This window comes from Streptomyces sp. NPDC047841 (assembly GCF_040704085.1).
GTDB classification, from domain to species: domain Bacteria; phylum Actinomycetota; class Actinomycetes; order Streptomycetales; family Streptomycetaceae; genus Streptomyces; species Streptomyces argyrophylli.
The window spans coordinates 251839-269226 of the sequence record NZ_JBEYRP010000002.1; the positions used below are offsets into that span (position 1 = coordinate 251839).

The window sequence follows — 17388 nt, forward strand, 5'->3', positions numbered from 1 at the left end:
TCAGCCCGGCCGCACCACGCTGTGGACGGCCGCCTCGATACCGGAGACCGGTTCCTCGCGGACGTACGCGCCCGGCCTGGGGGCGTGGATCATCATGCCGTCGCCTGTGCAGAGTCCGACGTGGCCGGCGTCGTCGCCGAAGAAGACGAGGTCGCCGAGGCGTGCGTCGGCCGGTGCGACCGGGGTGCCGGCGCCGGCCTGCTCGCGCGCGGTACGCGGGAGGGTGACGCCGGCGGACTTCCAGGCGGCCTGCGTGAGCCCCGCGCAGTCGTAGGAGCCGGGACCCGCGGCGCCCCACACGCACGGCTTCCCGACCTGGGCACGGGCGAAGGCGATGGCCTTCCTGGCCTTGGTGGCGTAGGTGCCGGACGCTGCGGCCGAGGGCGGTGCGGCGGCTGGGGCCGGGGTGGCTGCGGGCGCGACGGCGGCAGTCGTGACCGTGGAAGCCGTGGCCGTGGCCGTGGCCGTGGCCGTGGAGGCGGTGGAGGGCGTGGCAGTGGTCCGTGTCGCCCGCTGGGACAGCAGCACGCGCGCGTGGGCGAGCTTTTTCTGGACGGCCGCCTTGGCCGCCCTCGGGCCGCTCACGGCCACCTCCGCCCGGTGGTCCGCCGTGTTCCCGAGGGGCGCGGGAACGGCCGTGTGCCCAACCGGACCGGCGACGGCGGTGCCCCCGGCGGGCGGCGGTGTCACGCCCGTACCCCGGACACCGATCGTGCCGCGCTGGGCCGGGACCGTACCGCGCTGGGCCGGGATCATGGCCCGCTGGGGCGGCACAGTGCCGTCCTGTGCGGGAATCACGGGCTGCCCGGTCGGAACGGTGCCGCCCTCAGCCGGAATTACGGCTTGTGTGGTGGGGAGGGCCCTGTCCTGGCCGGGGTTCACGGCCCGCTGTACGGCGCGGCCCCGGTGCCGGGCACGGCGGGCGACCTCGTCCCGGAGCCGCTGGAGGTTGTCGGCGGGCCGTCGTGAGGCCGCGGCCGGCTCGACCAGCTCGCCGCCCTCGGCCCGCTTGGACCACCCGGCCCGTGCGGCCCGCCCGGCGCCCCGTCCGGTCCGGCTGGTTTCCTGATCGACGCTTCCGGTGCCCCGGTCGGTCCACCCCGTTCCCCGGCCGTCCCACTCCGTACCCCGGTCGGCGCTTCCGGTACCGGGCTCGGTCCACCCGCCTCCTTGCCCGCTCCCCCCGGACCCGGTCCACCCGGTCCCCTGTTCGGCCCACCCGGCCGCCCGGTAGGCACCTCCGACCCCGGCGTCGGCGTCCCTGCCCCCACGATCAGCCCGCCCGGCGTCCCGCGCGGCCCGTCCGGCGTCCCGGTCGGCTCGCCCGGCCCGCCGGCCGCCCCGGCCCCCGTCGGCTGCCGCGACCGGCGTCTCCGCCGCCGATTCCGCTCGGCGGTAGAAGTCCTCGATCTTGCGCGCGATCTCCTCCTGGCTCGGCCGGCCCGGGGCGGGCGAGGGTGCGGCCCCGGCCGTCTGGGAGAGCACGGCCACGGAGGTGAGGGCGGCGGTGGCGAGGGCGGGTGTGCGGGCGCCCTCTCCCTGGGTTCCGCCGGGGCGCGGCTTGCGGTGCGACGCCAAGGGAGGCGACTCCTTCCGTACTGCCGCCTGCCGGGGTCAGCGGTGGGGGTACCCGGGTCTTCCCTCGGGGGGAGGGTTCGGGGGTGATCGGAAGGGTCGCCCTACGGCGTCGTCCCGGGCGGGAGTCGGCCGATTCACCCCAGGATCGGTGGGTCCCCGGCTCCGGGCACCGTGCGGGGGCGCGCCGGATTCGGCGGTGGCCGCGCGGCCCGGCGAGGTTCGCCGGAGGGGGGTCGTGCGGCCTGACGGAAACCTAGCCAACTCGTGTGTCTTCTGTGAAGGTTGGTGTGCGCTTTGTCCGATACATTTCCGTGACCTTTGCCCTGGGGGCGTGAAGGTTCACGTGCGTGTGACCAGGTGCTTCCGATGCGTGAGCGCTCGGCGCGCCCGGTCCTCGCGAAGACCGACCCGCGCCGGGAGCCGTCATGTTCCTGGGACCGCGACCGGTTGTCGGTGCGGCGCCCTAGACTCGTAGAGCGATGAGCAGCCTCTTTGACGACAGCTTCCTGGCGGACCTCCAGACCCCCCGTGGGCACGAGGAGGAACCCCCGCCGCCGCCCGAGGACGATCATGCTCCGGAGCCGCTTCCGGACGATCTGTTCGGCGGGAAGTTCGACGTGCCTCCGGACCGATGGGGGTCCCCCCGCGCGAGCGAAGGCGAGAGCGGGGGAGGCTACTACCGCGACGGCGCCCCGCGCCCCGTCCTGGACGCGGCGGCACTGCTGGAGGGGCTGAACGAGAACCAGCGCGCCGCGGTCGTGCACGCCGGCTCCCCGCTGCTCATCGTCGCCGGTGCCGGCTCGGGCAAGACCCGCGTACTGACCCACCGCATCGCCTACCTGCTCGCCGAGCGGAACGTCCACCCGGGCCAGATCCTCGCGATCACCTTCACCAACAAGGCCGCGGGCGAGATGAAGGAGCGCGTCGAGCAGCTCGTCGGCCCGCGCGCCAACGCGATGTGGGTGATGACCTTCCACAGCGCGTGCGTGCGCATCCTGCGGCGCGAGAGCAAGAAGCTCGGCTTCACCTCGTCGTTCTCGATCTACGACGCCGCCGACAGCAAGCGCCTGATGGCGCTGGTCTGCCGCGACCTGGAGCTCGACCCCAAGCGCTTCCCGCCGAAGTCCTTCAGCGCCAAGATCAGCAACCTGAAGAACGAGCTGATCGACGAGGAGGACTTCGCCGCCCAGGCCACCGACGGCTTCGAGAAGACCCTGGCGCAGGCCTACGCCCTGTACCAGTCGCGGCTGCGCGAGGCGAACGCGCTGGACTTCGACGACCTGATCATGACGACGGTCAACCTGCTGCGCGCCTTCCCCGATGTCGCCGAGCACTACCGCCGCCGCTTCCGGCACGTCCTGGTGGACGAGTACCAGGACACCAACCACGCCCAGTACGCGCTCGTGCGGGAGCTCGTCGGCACCGGGGAGCACGACGAGGACACCCCGCCCGGCGAGCACGACGTCCCGCCCGCCGAACTCTGCGTCGTGGGCGACGCGGACCAGTCGATCTACGCCTTCAGGGGTGCGACGATCCGCAACATCCTCCAGTTCGAGGAGGACTACCCGGACGCGACGACGATCCTGCTGGAGCAGAACTACCGCTCCACGCAGACCATCCTGTCCGCCGCCAACGCCGTCATCGAGCGCAACGAGTCCCGCCGCCCGAAGAACCTGTGGACCAACGCCGGGCAGGGCGCCCGGATCGTCGGCTACGTCGCCGACACCGAGCACGACGAGGCCCAGTTCGTCGCCGAGGAGATAGACCGCCTGGTCGACGCGGGCCACGCGCGCGCGGGAGACGTCGCCGTCTTCTACCGCACCAACGCCCAGTCCCGTGTCTTCGAGGAGATCTTCATCCGCGTCGGCCTGCCCTACAAGGTCGTCGGCGGAGTCCGCTTCTATGAGCGCAAGGAGGTCCGGGACGTCCTCGCCTACCTGCGGGTCCTCGCCAACCCGGAGGACGCGGTGCCGCTGCGCCGCATCCTCAACGTGCCCAAGCGGGGCATCGGCGAGCGCGCGGAGGCGATGGTCGACGCCCTCGCCCAGCGCGAGAAGATCAGCTTCCCGCAGGCCCTGAAGCGCGTGGACGAGGCGTACGGCATGGCCGCGCGCTCCACCAACGCGGTCAAGCGGTTCAACACGCTGATGGAGGACCTGCGGACGATCGTCGAGTCCGGCGCCGGACCGGCCACCGTGCTGGAGGCCGTCCTCGAACGCACCGGCTACCTGGCCGAGTTGCAGGCCTCCACCGACCCGCAGGACGAGACCCGGATCGAGAACCTCCAGGAACTCGCGGCCGTGGCCCTGGAGTTCGAGCAGGAGCGGGGCGAGGGTGAGCAGGGAACCCTGGCCGACTTCCTGGAGCAGGTCGCCCTGGTCGCCGACTCCGACCAGATCCCGGACGAGGAGGACGGCGACGGCGTCATCACGCTGATGACCCTGCACACCGCCAAGGGCCTGGAGTTCCCGGTCGTGTTCCTGACCGGCATGGAGGACGGCGTCTTCCCGCACATGCGCGCCCTCGGCGAGACCAAGGAACTGGAGGAGGAGCGGCGCCTGGCGTACGTCGGCATCACGCGCGCGCGGGAGCGGCTCTACCTCACGCGGTCGGCGTTGCGCAGCGCCTGGGGCCAGCCGTCGTACAACCCGCCCTCCCGCTTCCTGGAGGAGATCCCGCCCGCCCATGTGGAGTGGAAGCGGACCGGCGCGGCGGCGCCCGTGGCCTCCGGGCCGGCGTCCGGGATCGCCGCCTCGCTGTCCTCGACCCGTTCGCGCTCCTCGGCGTCGGGCGCGTCCGGGTTCGCCACGCGGCGCACGTCGGAGAAGCCGGTGGTCGCGCTGGCCGTGGGGGACCGGGTCACCCACGACCAGTTCGGGCTCGGCACGGTCGTCGCCGTGAAGGGGACGGGCTCGAACGCGGAGGCGACGATCGACTTCGGCGACGCCAAGCCGAAGCGGCTGCTGCTGCGGTACGCGCCGGTGGAGAAGCTGTAGCAGGCAGGGCAAGCCGAGAAAGCCGGAAGGGCCCCGCTGAAGAGCGGGGCCCTGGTGTCTACGTGGGATCCAGCCCGTGGCTGCGCAGCCACGGCAGCGGGTCCATGGCCGCCCCGCCCGCCGGCCGTACCTCGAAGTGCAGGTGCGGACCGGTGGAGTTGCCGGAGTTGCCGGAATGGCCGATCGGCTGGCCGGCCTTGACGGTCGTACCGGAGGCGACGCTGTAGCTGGAGAGGTGGCAGTACCAGGTCTCCGTGCCGTCCTTCGCCGTCACGATCATCATGTTGCCGTAGGCGCTGTTCCACTTGGTGGTGACGGTGCCGTCGGTGGCGGCCATCACCGTCGTGCCGTAGGAGACGGGGAAGTCGATGCCGGTGTGCACCGACATCCAGTTGATGCCCGCCTGGCCGAAGTAGGCGCTGAGTCCGTGCTGCGTGACCGGCAGCGCGAACTTGGGCCGCAGCCGCTCCTTGAGCGCGGCCTCCGCGGCAGCCTTCTTCCTCTCCAGCTCCTGCTGCGCCTTGAGGTCGATCCGCTCCTGGGTGCGGCTCGCCCGGTCGGCGAAGTCGTCGGCGCCCGCGGAGAGCGTCTTGAGCTGGCTGTCCAGTTTGCTGTTGGCGACGGACGGCTTGACCGGCTGCGCGTCCGAGGCAGTGGTGGCGGTGTCCTTGGAGTCGTCGGTCAGCGCGCCGACCGAGGCGACGGCGATCCCGGCCACCCCCATCACACAGGCCGACGGCACGGCGACGGTCAGCAGCGCGGAGCGCTTGGCGGGCGTACGGCGCCGGGAGCGCGCCCCGCCGCGCGAGCCCGCGCGGGTCGCCGGCGCCGGGGCGACCTCTTCCTGGCCGTCCAGCAGACCGGTCGCGGCCGGCAGTTCGCCGGTGGAGTCCGACTCGCCGTCGGCGGCGTGCTGTTCGTCGAAGTCGGTGTCCTCGTACGGTGCCTGCTCGAAGGCCGCGCCCGCCTGCGGGTCGCCCGCGTGCTCGAACGCGGACTGCGGGCCGCCGACCGCCTCGAAGGTCGCGGTGGCCTGCTGATCGAACGGTTCGCCACCCGGCTCGGACTGCGCCGGCACGCTCTGCCCCGCGGAGTTCCACTGCGTGGCGTCGTACGCGCCCGTGTCGAAGGTCTGGGTGCCCCACTCCCACTGCTGGGCGGGGTCGGCGCCGCCGGACGAGTCCGGCTGCGACCAGGCGCCGGCGTCCCACTGGCCGCTGACGTCGTTCCCGGTGGGCTGCCCGGGGACGGTCCAGGCGGTGCTGTCGTAGACACCGGAGTCATAGGCGGCGTACTGCTGCGCCGCGTACGGGTCGTAGGCCGGGGTCTGGGCGGTGCCGGTCTGCCAGTGCGTGGTGTCGTACGCGCCGGTGGCCTGCTCGCCGCCCGGGAGGCTGCCGAAGAGCGGGTCGGTGTGGAAGGCCGTGGTTCTCCCGGGGTCACCGGCGAAATGGGTGGCGTCGTAACCGCCGTACGTGGTGAGGTCGTCGTAGGGAGCTTCTTGTGCCCCGTACGGCGCGTAGTGCGCGGTGGAGGCGTCGGAAGCCGGGGCCGGGGTGGTCATGGTCCCCGACGGGTGACGGTCGTTCACCAACTTCTCTTTCGCCTCGACAACAGGGGCTGCCAGAGCAGTGCGGCGACTGTACCCGGCGGTACCTGGGCGCGACAATCTTCGGCCTGTTTCGCGTGGGCCGGAAACGGGCATTCGGCCGTGTTTCGGGGCTCCAGGACCCGACCTTGGCTTTGCGTTCGAAGCATGTTCGATGTCGAGTGGCGAAGTGCGGGCTGTGCGTCGGTGATGCGCCGGCTGTGCGCGGGCTCTGCACGGGCTCTGCGCCCCGGCCGTAACCGGGGCCGGAATCGGAGCCGCAACCGGGTCGGGACCGGGCTCAGGCCACCGTCAGGCCGTCGGCGGCCCGGTCCCCGGAGTCCGGGGTGTCCAGGGCCTCGCGTATCCCGGTCGCCACGGCGGGATGCACGGGCAGGGCGAGGTGGCCGATACCGGTCACCCGGACGTTCTGCGCGTCCAGGTCCGGGTGCTCGAGGCAGGCCGTCTCCAGCGGGTCCATCAGCGAGTCCAGGTCGCTCCAGAAGCTCACGAAGCGGGTCCGGCAGCCGGGGGCGGGCCGGGCCAGCTCCTCGATCACCGCGGAGCCCGGCCGCATCTGCCGCACGATCGGGTGCGCGTCCGCCAGCGGCGCCACCCGGGTCCCCGAGTGCGGGGTGCCGAGGGTGACCAGCGTGCGTACCCGCAGGTCACCACCCAGGCACTGGGTGTAGTAGCGCGCTATCAGACCCCCGAGGCTGTGCCCGACGATATCGACCCGGGCACTGCCGGTGCGCTCGCAGATCTCCTCGATGTGCCGGCCGAGCAGCTCGGCCGCGATGCGGATGTCGCAGGTCAGCGGCGAGTAGTTGAGTGATTCCACCCGGTGCCTGCCGTGCTGGGCGAGGGTGCGGCGGAGCAGGACGAACACCGAACGGTTGTCGATGAAGCCGTGCAGCAGGACGACCGGTGGCGCGGGGCGGACCGGCAGCCGCGCGGTGCCGTCCGGGGCGGGCAGGGCGCCGGAGCGCCGCTCCTGGATCAGGCCGGTCGGGTACAGCAGGAGGTGACCCGCGAGGATCGCCGCCTCCAAGGCCGTCGCCCGCAGCAGCGTCATGGACAGTCCGGCGAGTCTGCCGGGCCACATACGGCGGCAGAGCGGGAGGAAGAGCGGCAAAACCCCGGTGACCTTCATGGGCACCTCCTGTCGGCACACCGGGGGGCGGCTCGACCCCCGTGTGCCCTCATGTCCCACCATGTGATTTCCCCCTCGCCGCGCACCGTAAAACTGCCGCTTGCGGGATGCTGGAGATAACGTTCGTTCACTTCGCGACGGTGGCGGAACGCGCCAAAAGTGCGGTACTTGTCGATACGGACGGAAGCGATCGCTTCCGTGGTCGCTTGATGGAGGCAGTGATGGGTGTGGCAGCCGGTCCGATCCGCGTGGTGGTCGCCAAGCCGGGGCTCGACGGCCACGATCGTGGGGCCAAGGTCATCGCGCGGGCCCTGCGCGACGCCGGTATGGAGGTCATCTACACCGGGCTCCACCAGACGCCGGAGCAGATCGTCGACACCGCGATCCAGGAGGACGCCGACGCGATCGGCCTCTCCATCCTCTCGGGCGCCCACAACACGCTGTTCGCCGCCGTCATCGGCCTGCTCAAGGAACGGGAGGCCGAGGACATCCTCGTCTTCGGCGGCGGCATCATCCCCGACGAGGACATCCCGCCGCTGAAGGAGAAGGGCGTCGCGGAGATCTTCACCCCCGGGGCGACGACCGCGTCGATCGTGGAGTGGGTCCGCGCGAACGTCCGCCAGCCGGCGGCATCGGGCGGCTGACCGGCTGTCTCCGGCGGTCCGGCGGCTGTCTCCGGGCGGCGCGGCTGTTTCCGAGCGGCGTTGCTTCCGGGGTTGCGCGGTGGTTCGCTCCTGGTGGCTGGGGTCTCCTCCCGTCGGGTAGGCGGCTGCTCCGGGCCGTTCCGCGGCTGCTTGCGCGCGGTGGACGGCTGTCTCCGGCCGTCACGCGACTGTCCCCCGTCCAGCCCGTCCCAAGGCCGGTCCGAGGCCGCGCCCGGCGGTTCTGCGGCTGCTTGCGCAGGCCAGGCGGCTGTCCTCGGCCGTCGCGCGGTCGCCGCCGGTGGCCGGGTGGTCCCTTCTCGGGTTACGCGGCTGCCTCCCGTGGTGGTGCGGGTGTCTTCGGTGGTTGCGCGGGTGTGCCCGGTGCCGGGGTGGTCTGGGCGGGCGGGGTCAGCTCCCGGGTCATCGCCGCCCGCAGCCGCAGGGTCGTGACCAGGCGCTGGAAGGCCTCCGCCCAGTACCCGCCGGCCCCCGGCGACGCGTCCTCCCGCTCGTCGGGCACCGCCAGCAGCGCCTCCAGCCGGACCGCCTCCGCCGGGTCCAGACAGCGCTCCGCCAGGCCCATCACCCCGCTGAAGCTCCACGGGTAACTGCCCGCGTCCCGGGCGATGTTCAGGGCGTCCACGACCGCCTGGCCCAGCGGGGGAGCCCAGGGGACCGCGCACACCCCGAGCAACTGGAACGCCTCCGACAGGCCGTGCGTGGCGATGAACCCGGCGACCCACACGGCGCGTTCCGCCGGATCCAGCGCGGCCAGCAGCTTCGCCCGCTCCGCCAGGGACACCGCGCCCGGCCCACCCGCCTCGGAAGCCGAGGGCGAGCCGAGGAGCGCCCTCGACCACCCGGCGTCACGCTGCCGTACCGCCGCCCGGCACCAGGCCGCGTGCAGCTCACCCTGCCAGCCGTCCGCCACGGGCAGCGCGACGATCTCCTCAGGCGTGCGTCCGCCCAGCCGCCCCGGCCAGGTGCCGAGCGGGGCGGCCTCCACCAACTGGCCCAGCCACCAGGACCGTTCTCCCCGCCCCGCGGGAGGTGAGGCCACGACACCGTCCCGTTCCATGGCCGCGTCGCATTCGAGCGGCGCCTCCACCGCGATCGCCGGCGCGCTCCCCGTACGGTCCAGGGCCACGCACGCCGAGGCCCGTACGGCCATCCGCGCGGCGAGCGCCGAGCCCGGCAGCGCCGACAGCAGTTCCGCCGCCGTCGCCCGGACATTGCGGCTGCGGTCGCCCAGCGCCTGCTCCAGGAACGGCTCGTCCGCGTCCGACAGGCCCGTACGCAGCGAGTCGAGGAACATCAGCCGGTCCTCCGCCCGCTCCGTCGCCCATGTCGACGCCAGCAAGTCGCGGCCCAGCGCGGGCGTGCGGACGCGCAGGGCCCCCAGCAGTGCCGCCCGCTCGGCGAACAGCCCCTCCTGCCACAACCGGCGCACCGCCTCGGTGTCCGCCGGATCGGGCAGTGCCGCGCCGCCGCCGGGGGCCGCGCGCAGGGCGAACCGCCAGTCCGCGTTCAGCCGGGCCAGCCACAGTGCGCGCGGGCCGGCGAAGGCCAGCGCCGCCGGACGCAGGTCCGTGCGGCCCCGGGCCGCGTCCAGCAGGGCGGGCAGCAGCTGCGGGGGCGCGGCGTACCCGTGCGCGTTGGCCGCCGCGAGCCACTGGGGGAGCAGCTCCATGAGGTCCGGGGAGCTGCCCCGCCGGCCGCCGGCCGCGCCGCCGGACCGGTCGGCCAGCAGGGTGGTGAGTCTGCGGGCCGCCGGTGCGGGCAGGGCGGGGCGTGGATCGGCGGGCGCCGGACCGGGCCGCCGTGCCGCCCGCGCGGGCCGCAACCCGGCCCGCCGCCGTACGGTCGCCACGGCCGCCGCGTCGAGCAGTGCCACCGGCGCCGGACGGCCCGGTACGACGTGCGCCGGGGCACGCCGGTCGGTACCGAGGAGCGCGGTGGTGACCAGGTCCTCCCAGGAGGCGGCCGGGGCCGGCGGGAAGGGGACCGCGGTCGTTCGGGAGGCCGCCGGGGCCTGTAGGGGGTTCGCGGAGGAGCCGACCGAGTGGTGCTCGGTGTTCGCCGGACTCCCCCAGGAGCCCGCCGGATCGCCTGCCTCCCCGCCGGCCTGTGTCCCGCCGCCGGCCCGTGTCCCGCCGCTGGGCGGTGTCCCGTTCATCATGTTCCCTTCCCCTCCCTCTTCCGTTTCGTCTTCTTCCCTTCCGCGTTCGCCCGCCGGGGTCAGCACAGCGGCACCGCCTCGCCCTCTCCCTCCGCCCACGCCGTGAGCGGGGTGAAGCCGCGGTGGCCGCACTCGCCGAAGACCGTGACGGGGGTGCCGCCGGACAGGGCGACCAGCCGCCACAGGCCGGGCCGGGAGCGGGCGGCCCGGCTCACCGGCAGGGCCGTGTCCGTGCCGGCGTCGGCCAGTTGCCAACCGTCGCCGTCCGGGACCGGCGTCACCCGGTCCAGGGTCACCGGGACCGCGTCCAGCCACGGGTCGTCGCGCAGCGCCTCGCCGTACCGGGACACCGCCTCGGCCGTCGACACACCCGGCGGCCGGAACGCGGCCGGGGCCGGCGGGGCGAACCGCTCGCCCAGGGCGGCCCGGGACCGGCCGGAGCCCGGGTACGCCGTCAGCTCCGCCTCCAGGGCGAGGCCCACCGGCAGCGACAGCTCCGGCGCCCGGCCCGCCGCGCCGTAGGACAGCAGCAGCCGGGTACCGCCGGACCCCGCGCCGTGCAGCCATATGCGGCGCGTCGTCAGTTTCGGGTCCACGGTGTCGTACTGGGCGAGCACCAGCCAGCGGTCGCGCACCGGCGGGCCGTCCGGCGCGGCGGGCAGGCCGAGCCGGGAGCGGACCGTGGCCGCGAGGCCGTCCGGCAGCCGGTCGCGGTGCAGCCAGCCCTGGTCGAGCAGATGCAGCAGCGCGCACTCCTCCAGCAGCCGCGCCGGCCAGCCCGGACCGGACGCCGGGATCGCCCCCAGTTCCCGGACGTGTGCGGCCAGTCCCGGCGCCTGCGCGTCGACCATGCGGGCCGCCGTCTCGTCCCACAGGCCGTACCCCGCGTGTTCGGCCGCGGCCAGGCCGCCGCGCAGCAGGTCGGCCAGGCGCTGCTCCAGTTCGCTCGCGCCCGCCGTGACCCGCTCGGCCCGGCGCTCGGCCCGCCGCCGGGCCGCCTCCGGATCGGCGGGCCCGGCGGCCGGACCCGCCTCGGCCCGCGCCCGTCCGCTCCCGGCACGTCCGCGCCGGCCCGCGAGCCACTGCCCGGCCCACTCCGGCGGCCGCGCGGCGGCCGGCACCGCGCCGTCGTCGCCCGCCCACAGCAGGAGCAGCCCGAGCGCGTGCTTGCACGGGAACTTACGGCTCGGACAACTGCACTTGTACGCCGGTCCGGCCGCGTCGGCCAGGTCCACCACCGTCTGGTACGACCTGCTGCCGCTGCCCTTGCACAGCCCCCACACCGTCCCCTCCCCGCTCCCCGTCCCGGACCACGGCCCGGCGACGGCGAGTTTGCTCCCGGCCTTGCGTGACGCGGCGTCAGGCGCCAGTGCCAGCACCTGGTCCGCGGTCCAGCGCACCCCCTGCTCAGTCATGTCACCGACGGTAGGTCCCGCCACTGACAATCGGTCCGGCAAGCGCGTTTCCGCTGGTCAGAGCGATTGTCAGTGGCGTGGTGCACGGTTGATGCCAGATCCGAACCGGCCGAGCTGGAGGGGGCCTCAGCCATGTCTGTGTCCGTGGAACCGACGACCGCCGCACCCGACCGTGACGAGAGCGCACAGGCGTTGCGACCGCACGCCGAGCACACCTTCGCGGCCGAACTCGCCGCGCTCGCCGCCCAGGACGACCGCCCGCGCCCGGCCCGCTGGAAGCTGTCGCCGTGGGCGGTGGCGACGTACCTGCTCGGCGGCACGCTGCCGGACGGCACGGTGATCACCCCCAAGTACGTGGGCCCGCGCCGCATCGTCGAGGTCGCCGTCACCACGCTCGCCACCGACCGCGCCCTGCTCCTGCTCGGCGTGCCCGGCACCGCGAAGACCTGGGTGTCGGAACACCTGGCAGCCGCCGTGAGCGGTGACTCCACGCTGCTGGTGCAGGGCACGGCCGGCACCCCGGAGGAGGCGATCCGGTACGGCTGGAACTACGCGCAGCTCCTCGCGCACGGACCGAGCCGCGACGCGCTCGTGCCCAGCCCCGTCATGCGCGCCATGGCCGAGGGCATGACCGCCCGGGTGGAGGAGCTGACCCGCATCCCGGCCGACGTGCAGGACACGCTGATCACGATCCTGTCCGAGAAGACCCTGCCCATTCCCGAACTGGGCGAAGAGGTCCAGGCGGTCCGCGGCTTCAACCTCATCGCCACCGCCAACGACCGCGACCGCGGGGTCAACGACCTCTCCAGCGCCCTGCGCCGCCGGTTCAACACCGTGGTGCTGCCGCTGCCGGAGAGCGCCGACGCCGAGGTCGACATCGTCACCCGCCGGGTCGAGCAGCTCGGCCGCTCCCTCGACCTGCCGGCCGCGCCCGACGGCATCGAGGAGATCCGGCGGGTCGTCACCGTCTTCCGCGAGCTGCGCGACGGCGTCACCGCCGACGGCCGCACGAAGCTGAAGTCGCCCAGCGGCACGCTGTCCACGGCGGAGGCCATCTCCGTCGTCGCGAACGGCCTCGCGCTCGCCACCCACTTCGGCGACGGCGTGCTGCGGCCGGGAGACGTCGCCGCGGGCATCCTCGGCGCCGTCGTCCGGGACCCGGCGGCCGACCGGGTCGTGTGGCAGGAGTATCTGGAGACGGTCGTGCGCGAGCGCGAGGGCTGGACCGACTTCTACCGCGCCTGCCGGGAGGTGAGCGCGTGACCGGCACCGGCGGGAGCACGGCGTACGCCGCCGGGCCGCTGCTGCTCGGGGTGCGGCACCACGGGCCAGGGTCCGCGCGCGCGGTGCGGGCCGCGCTGGACGCCGCCCGGCCGGCCGCCGTGCTGATCGAGGGCCCGCCCGAGGCCGATGCGCTGGTCCCGCTGGCCGCCGACCCGGGCCTGCGGCCCCCGGTCGCCCTGCTCGCCCACGCCGTGGACGAGCCCGGATGCTCGGCGTTCTGGCCGTTCGCCGAGTTCAGTCCCGAGTGGGTGGCCCTGCGGTGGGCCCTCGACCAGGGCGTCCCGGCCCGCTTCATCGACCTGCCGGCCACGCACACGCTGGCGTGGCAGAAGGAAGCGGACGAGTCCGGCGACGGCGCCGGCGCCGAAGAGCCCGGGCCCGGGCTCGATCCGGTTCCCGGTCCCGATCCCCGCCCCGGTGACCAGGCCCGCGTCGACCCGCTCGCCGTGCTCGCCGAGGCGGCCGGGTACGACGATCCCGAGCGCTGGTGGGAGGACGTCGTCGAGCACCGGGGGCCGGGCGCCCGTGACCCCTTCGCGCCGTTCGCGGCGGTGGCGGAGGCCATGGAAGCGCTGCGCGAGCGGTACGGCGCCGGCGGGCGTCCCCGGGACCTCGTCCGCGAGGCACACATGCGGCTCAGGCTGCGGGATGCGCGCAAGGAGTTCGGGGACGCGGTGGCCGTGGTCTGCGGGGCCTGGCACGTGCCCGCGCTGCGCGAGAGGACCACCGTCACCGCCGACCGGGCGCTGCTCAGGGGGCTGCCCAGGACCAGGGCCGACCTGACCTGGGTGCCGTGGACGCACCGCAGGCTGGCCCGGTCCGGCGGCTACGGCGCCGGCATCGACTCGCCCGGCTGGTACGGGCACCTGTTCCACGCCCCCGACCGGCCGGTCGAGCGATGGCTGACGAAGGTGGCCCGGCTGCTGCGCGAGGAGGACCGGATCGTGTCCTCCGCGCACGTCATCGAGGCCGTACGGCTCGCGGAGACCCTGGCCGCGATGCGGGGCCGCCCGCTGCCCGGGCTGGGTGAGACCACCGACGCGGTGCGGGCGGTGCTGTGTGACGGCTCGGACGTGCCGCTGGCGCTGGTGCACGACCGGCTGGTGGTCGGGGACGTCCTGGGCGAGGTCCCGGAGTCGGCGCCCGCGGTGCCGTTGCAGCGCGACCTGGCCCGCCGGCAGCGGTCGCTGCGGCTGAAGCCCGAGGCGCTGGAGCGCGAGCTGGAGCTGGATCTGCGCGGGGACACCGACGCCGGCCGCAGCAGGCTGCTGCACCGGCTGCGGCTGCTCGGCGTGGGCTGGGGCGAGCCGGTGCGGTCCCGGGGGAGCACGGGCACGTTCCGGGAGACCTGGCGGCTGCGCTGGGAGCCCGAGCTGTCGGTACGGGTCGCCGAGGCGGGCGTGTGGGGGACGACCGTCCACGCGGCGGCACGGGCCAAGGCGGAGGCGGACGCGACCGGGGCGCGAGCACTCGCCGACGTGACCGCGCTCGCCGAGCAGTGCCTGCTGGCGGGACTGCCGGACGCGCTGCCCGTGGTCATGCGGGTGCTCGCCGACCGGGCGGCCCTGGACACCGACGTCGGCCACCTCGCCCAGGCCCTGCCCGCCCTGGTCCGCTCGCTGCGCTACGGCGACGTGCGCGGCACCGACACCGGCGCGCTGGCCGAGGTCGCGGCGGGCCTCGCCGAACGCGTCTTCGTCGGCCTGCCCCCGGCCTGCGTCGCACTCGACACGGACGCGGCGGAGGAAATGCGCGGCCATGTCGACGCCGTGCACACGGCGGTCGGACTACTGACGGAGAGCCTGACCGGGGCGGCGGGCGGGGGCGCCGATGTGCTTGCCGGTGCGGGCGGGAACGGTGCCGATGCGGATGCGGGGGTGGTTGCTGAGGGCGCTCGCGGCTCCGGGGAGGCCGTGGCCGTGGCCGTGGAGGGCGCCGATGGGGCTGCGGCGAGGGGTGAGGATGCCGCTGACTCCGCGGGAGACGGTGGGGGAGGGACCGATGTGGCTGCGGGGGCGGCCGGCGGGGGCGCCGATGCGTCTGCCGGTGCGGCTGCGAGCGGGACAGGCGAGGGCACCGGTGTGGCCGCGGCGAGGGGTGAGGATGCCGCTGACTCCGCGGGAGACGGCGGGGGAGGCACCGGTGTGCCTGCGGGGGCGGCCGGTGACGGCGCCCATGGGCCTGCGGGCGTGAGCGGTGATGACGCCGGTGTGGGTGCCCGTGCGGCTGCGGATGGTGATGCCGTCGCTGACCGTGCCGGAGGCGAGGCGGCTGCGGGGGTGGTCGGCGGAGCCGGGGGCGGGCTGCGGGGGCGTTGGCGGGCCGTGTTGCGGGTGCTGGCCCTGCGGGACACCGTGCCCGGGGTCATCCGGGGCCGGGCCGTGCGGCTGTTGCTGGACGACGGGGCGCTGGCGTCCGGGGAGGCGGCCCGGCTGATGGGGCTCGCGCTGTCGCCGGGCACCCCTCCCGCCGTGGCCGCCGCCTGGGTGGAGGGCTTCGCCGGCGGTGGGGGCGGCCTGCTGCTCGTGCACGACGAGCGGCTGCTCGCCCTGCTGGACACCTGGCTGACGGGGGTTCCGGCGGACGCCTTCACGGACGTACTGCCGCTGCTGCGGCGCACCTTCGCGGCGTACGAGCCGGGCGTGCGCAGAACCCTCGGCGAACTGGTCCGGCGCGGTCCCGCGGGCAGACCCGGCGGGACCACCGCCCAGGGAGCCGGCATCCCCGGCTTCGCCGCCGAACCGGACACCGGGCGTGCCGACGCCGTCCTCCCGGTACTGCGGCTGCTGCTCGGCCTGGACGCGCACCTCGACACGGTGCCCGTCCCGGCGCGCACCCCTCCACCCGGCGCGAACCGCGAGGCGATACGCACCACGGCACCCGATTCCCCGCACGACGACTGCCTCACGGGGGTGGGCACATGACGGACATGACAGACGGGACGGACAGGACAGGCAGGACAGACAGGGCCGTGACATCCGCGGACGTGGGCGACCCCTCGCGGGAGCGGCTGCGGCGGTGGCGGCTCGTGCTCGGCGGGGAGCAGGCCGACGGCACCGGGTACGCGCTGTCCGGGCGGGACGCGGCGATGGACGGCACGCTGGCCGCCCTCTACGGCAGGGGCGACAAGCCGCAGACGGGCCGGGACCGGTCGGCGGGGCTCGGTGCCTCGGCGCCGTCCGTGGCGCGCTGGCTCGGGGACATCCGCCGCTACTTCCCGTCCTCCGTCGTCCAGGTCATGCAGCGCGACGCCATCGACCGCCTCGGCCTCGCCTCTCTGCTGCTGGAGCCGGAGATGCTGGAGGCGGTGGAGGCGGACGTGCACCTGGTCGGCACGCTGCTCTCGCTGCACAAGGCGATGCCGGAGACGACCCGGGAGACGGCCCGCGCGGTCGTGCGCAAGGTGGTGGAGGACCTGGAGAAGCGGCTCGCCACCCGCACCCGGGCCACCCTGACCGGCGCCCTGGACCGCAGTGCCCGCGTCACCCGCCCGCGCCACCACGACATCGACTGGAACCGCACCGTCGCGGCCAATCTGAAGCACTATCTGCCCGAGTACCGCACGGTCGTGCCGGAGCGGCTCGTCGGCTACGGGCGGGCCGCGCGGTCGGTGAAGAAGGAGGTCGTGCTCTGCATCGACCAGTCCGGGTCGATGGCGTCGTCCGTGGTGTACGCGTCGGTGTTCGGCGCGGTCCTCGCCTCGATGCGGTCGATCGGCACCCGGCTGGTCGTCTTCGACACGGCGGTCGTCGATCTCACCGACCAGCTGGACGACCCCGTCGACGTGCTGTTCGGCACGCAGCTCGGCGGCGGTACCGACATCAACCGGGCGCTCGCCTACTGCCAGGCGCAGATCACCCGGCCGGCCGAGACCGTCGTCGTGCTGATCAGCGATCTCTTCGAGGGCGGTATCCGCCAGGAGATGCTGAAGCGGGTCGCGGCGATGAAGGCGTCGGGGACGCAGTTCGTGGCGCTGCTCGCGCTGTCCGACGAGGGGGCGCCCGCCTACGACCGCGAGCACGCGGCGGCGCTCGCCGCGCTCGGCGCACCGGCCTTCGCCTGCACGCCCGACCTGTTCCCCGAGGTGATGGCCGCCGCGCTGGAGAAGCGGCCCCTGCCGATACCGGAGACGGCGTGACACCGGGCGGGAAGGGGCACCCGGTAAGCGGAGTGGGTGGCGCGCACAGCTCCGCGGGGTGGCCGGCCCGGGTGGTCGAAAGCCGTCGGCTCGTCCGGGCGGAGCCCCGCGGACCGGGTGTGTGGTCCCCATTGGGGTGGGGATCAAGCGCCCCGGCCCCGGGTCGCCCCCGGGGCCGCCAGGGGGTCTCACCGGGTCAACCCCAGCCCGGTGAGGCCTCGCGGAACGCCCGTACCGCACCCGGAGGCGGCACGCCGTGCCAGGTAAACCGGCATCATGTGACAGGTATCACCGCTCAGGTGTGACCCGCGATTTAGAGGGCCCCCGCAAGCAGCGATAACCTGCGAGACGGACATGCCGCGCGCTCGGACACCGTGTGCGCTTCCCTAGTGACAGCGGACGTCACGTTGCCC

General features: G+C 74.5%; 10 protein-coding genes and 1 pseudogene. 5 read left to right on the forward strand and 6 right to left on the reverse strand.

The window, feature by feature from the left end:
- Both AB0947_RS03755 and AB0947_RS03760 read right to left on the reverse strand, forming a co-directional pair.
- Positions 1-585 (reverse strand): C40 family peptidase, encoded by a 585-nt coding sequence (locus AB0947_RS03755; protein ID WP_366748795.1) that lies wholly within the window; start codon positions 583-585, stop codon positions 1-3.
- A gap of 786 nt (positions 586-1371) precedes the next feature.
- A pseudogene (locus tag AB0947_RS03760) lies at positions 1372-1578 on the reverse strand (glycoside hydrolase); the annotation flags it as partial.
- 479 nt (positions 1579-2057) lie between these two features.
- Here AB0947_RS03760 and pcrA point away from each other — a divergent pair.
- Entirely contained in the window at positions 2058-4574 is a 2517-nt protein-coding gene (gene pcrA / locus AB0947_RS03765; protein WP_366748619.1) for a DNA helicase PcrA, read from the forward strand.
- A gap of 58 nt (positions 4575-4632) precedes the next feature.
- Here pcrA and AB0947_RS03770 read toward each other — a convergent pair whose 3' ends face one another.
- Together AB0947_RS03770 and AB0947_RS03775 are read right to left on the reverse strand one after the other, a co-directional pair.
- Entirely contained in the window at positions 4633-6165 is a 1533-nt protein-coding gene (locus AB0947_RS03770; RefSeq protein WP_366748620.1) for a M23 family metallopeptidase, read from the reverse strand.
- A gap of 298 nt (positions 6166-6463) precedes the next feature.
- A complete protein-coding gene (locus AB0947_RS03775; RefSeq protein ID WP_366748621.1) occupies positions 6464-7315 on the reverse strand; it encodes an alpha/beta fold hydrolase in 852 nt (283 codons plus the stop codon).
- Between the two features lie 221 nt (positions 7316-7536).
- Between AB0947_RS03775 and AB0947_RS03780 the strand changes: the two genes are divergently transcribed.
- Positions 7537-7959, forward strand: a complete 423-nt coding sequence (locus AB0947_RS03780) for a cobalamin B12-binding domain-containing protein (RefSeq protein ID WP_366748622.1) — start codon at positions 7537-7539, stop codon at positions 7957-7959.
- Between the two features lie 322 nt (positions 7960-8281).
- Here the strand turns inward: AB0947_RS03780 and AB0947_RS03785 are convergent, their stop codons facing one another.
- Both AB0947_RS03785 and AB0947_RS03790 read right to left on the reverse strand, forming a co-directional pair.
- Complete coding sequence (locus AB0947_RS03785; protein ID WP_366748623.1) at positions 8282-10138, reverse strand: DUF5691 domain-containing protein; 1857 nt, start codon at positions 10136-10138, stop codon at positions 8282-8284.
- A 59-nt stretch (positions 10139-10197) separates the two neighbouring features.
- A complete protein-coding gene (locus AB0947_RS03790; protein WP_366748624.1) occupies positions 10198-11553 on the reverse strand; it encodes an SWIM zinc finger family protein in 1356 nt (451 codons plus the stop codon).
- 132 nt (positions 11554-11685) lie between these two features.
- Here AB0947_RS03790 and AB0947_RS03795 point away from each other — a divergent pair, with 132 nt between their 5' ends.
- Genes AB0947_RS03795 through AB0947_RS03805 form a run of 3 tightly spaced genes read left to right on the forward strand, consistent with a single transcriptional unit; the run spans position 11686 to position 16975 of the window.
- Positions 11686-12816: an AAA family ATPase gene (locus AB0947_RS03795; protein WP_366748625.1), complete on the forward strand. Its 1131-nt coding sequence runs from the start codon at positions 11686-11688 to the stop codon at positions 12814-12816.
- On the forward strand, positions 12813-15761 hold the full coding sequence (locus AB0947_RS03800; RefSeq protein ID WP_366748626.1) for a DUF5682 family protein: 2949 nt from the start codon (positions 12813-12815) through the stop codon (positions 15759-15761). Before AB0947_RS03795 ends, AB0947_RS03800 begins: the two co-directional genes overlap by 4 nt.
- Before the next feature lie 5 nt (positions 15762-15766).
- Positions 15767-16975: a VWA domain-containing protein gene (locus tag AB0947_RS03805; protein WP_366748796.1), complete on the forward strand. Its 1209-nt coding sequence runs from the start codon at positions 15767-15769 to the stop codon at positions 16973-16975.
- Positions 16976-17388 lie beyond the last annotated feature (413 nt).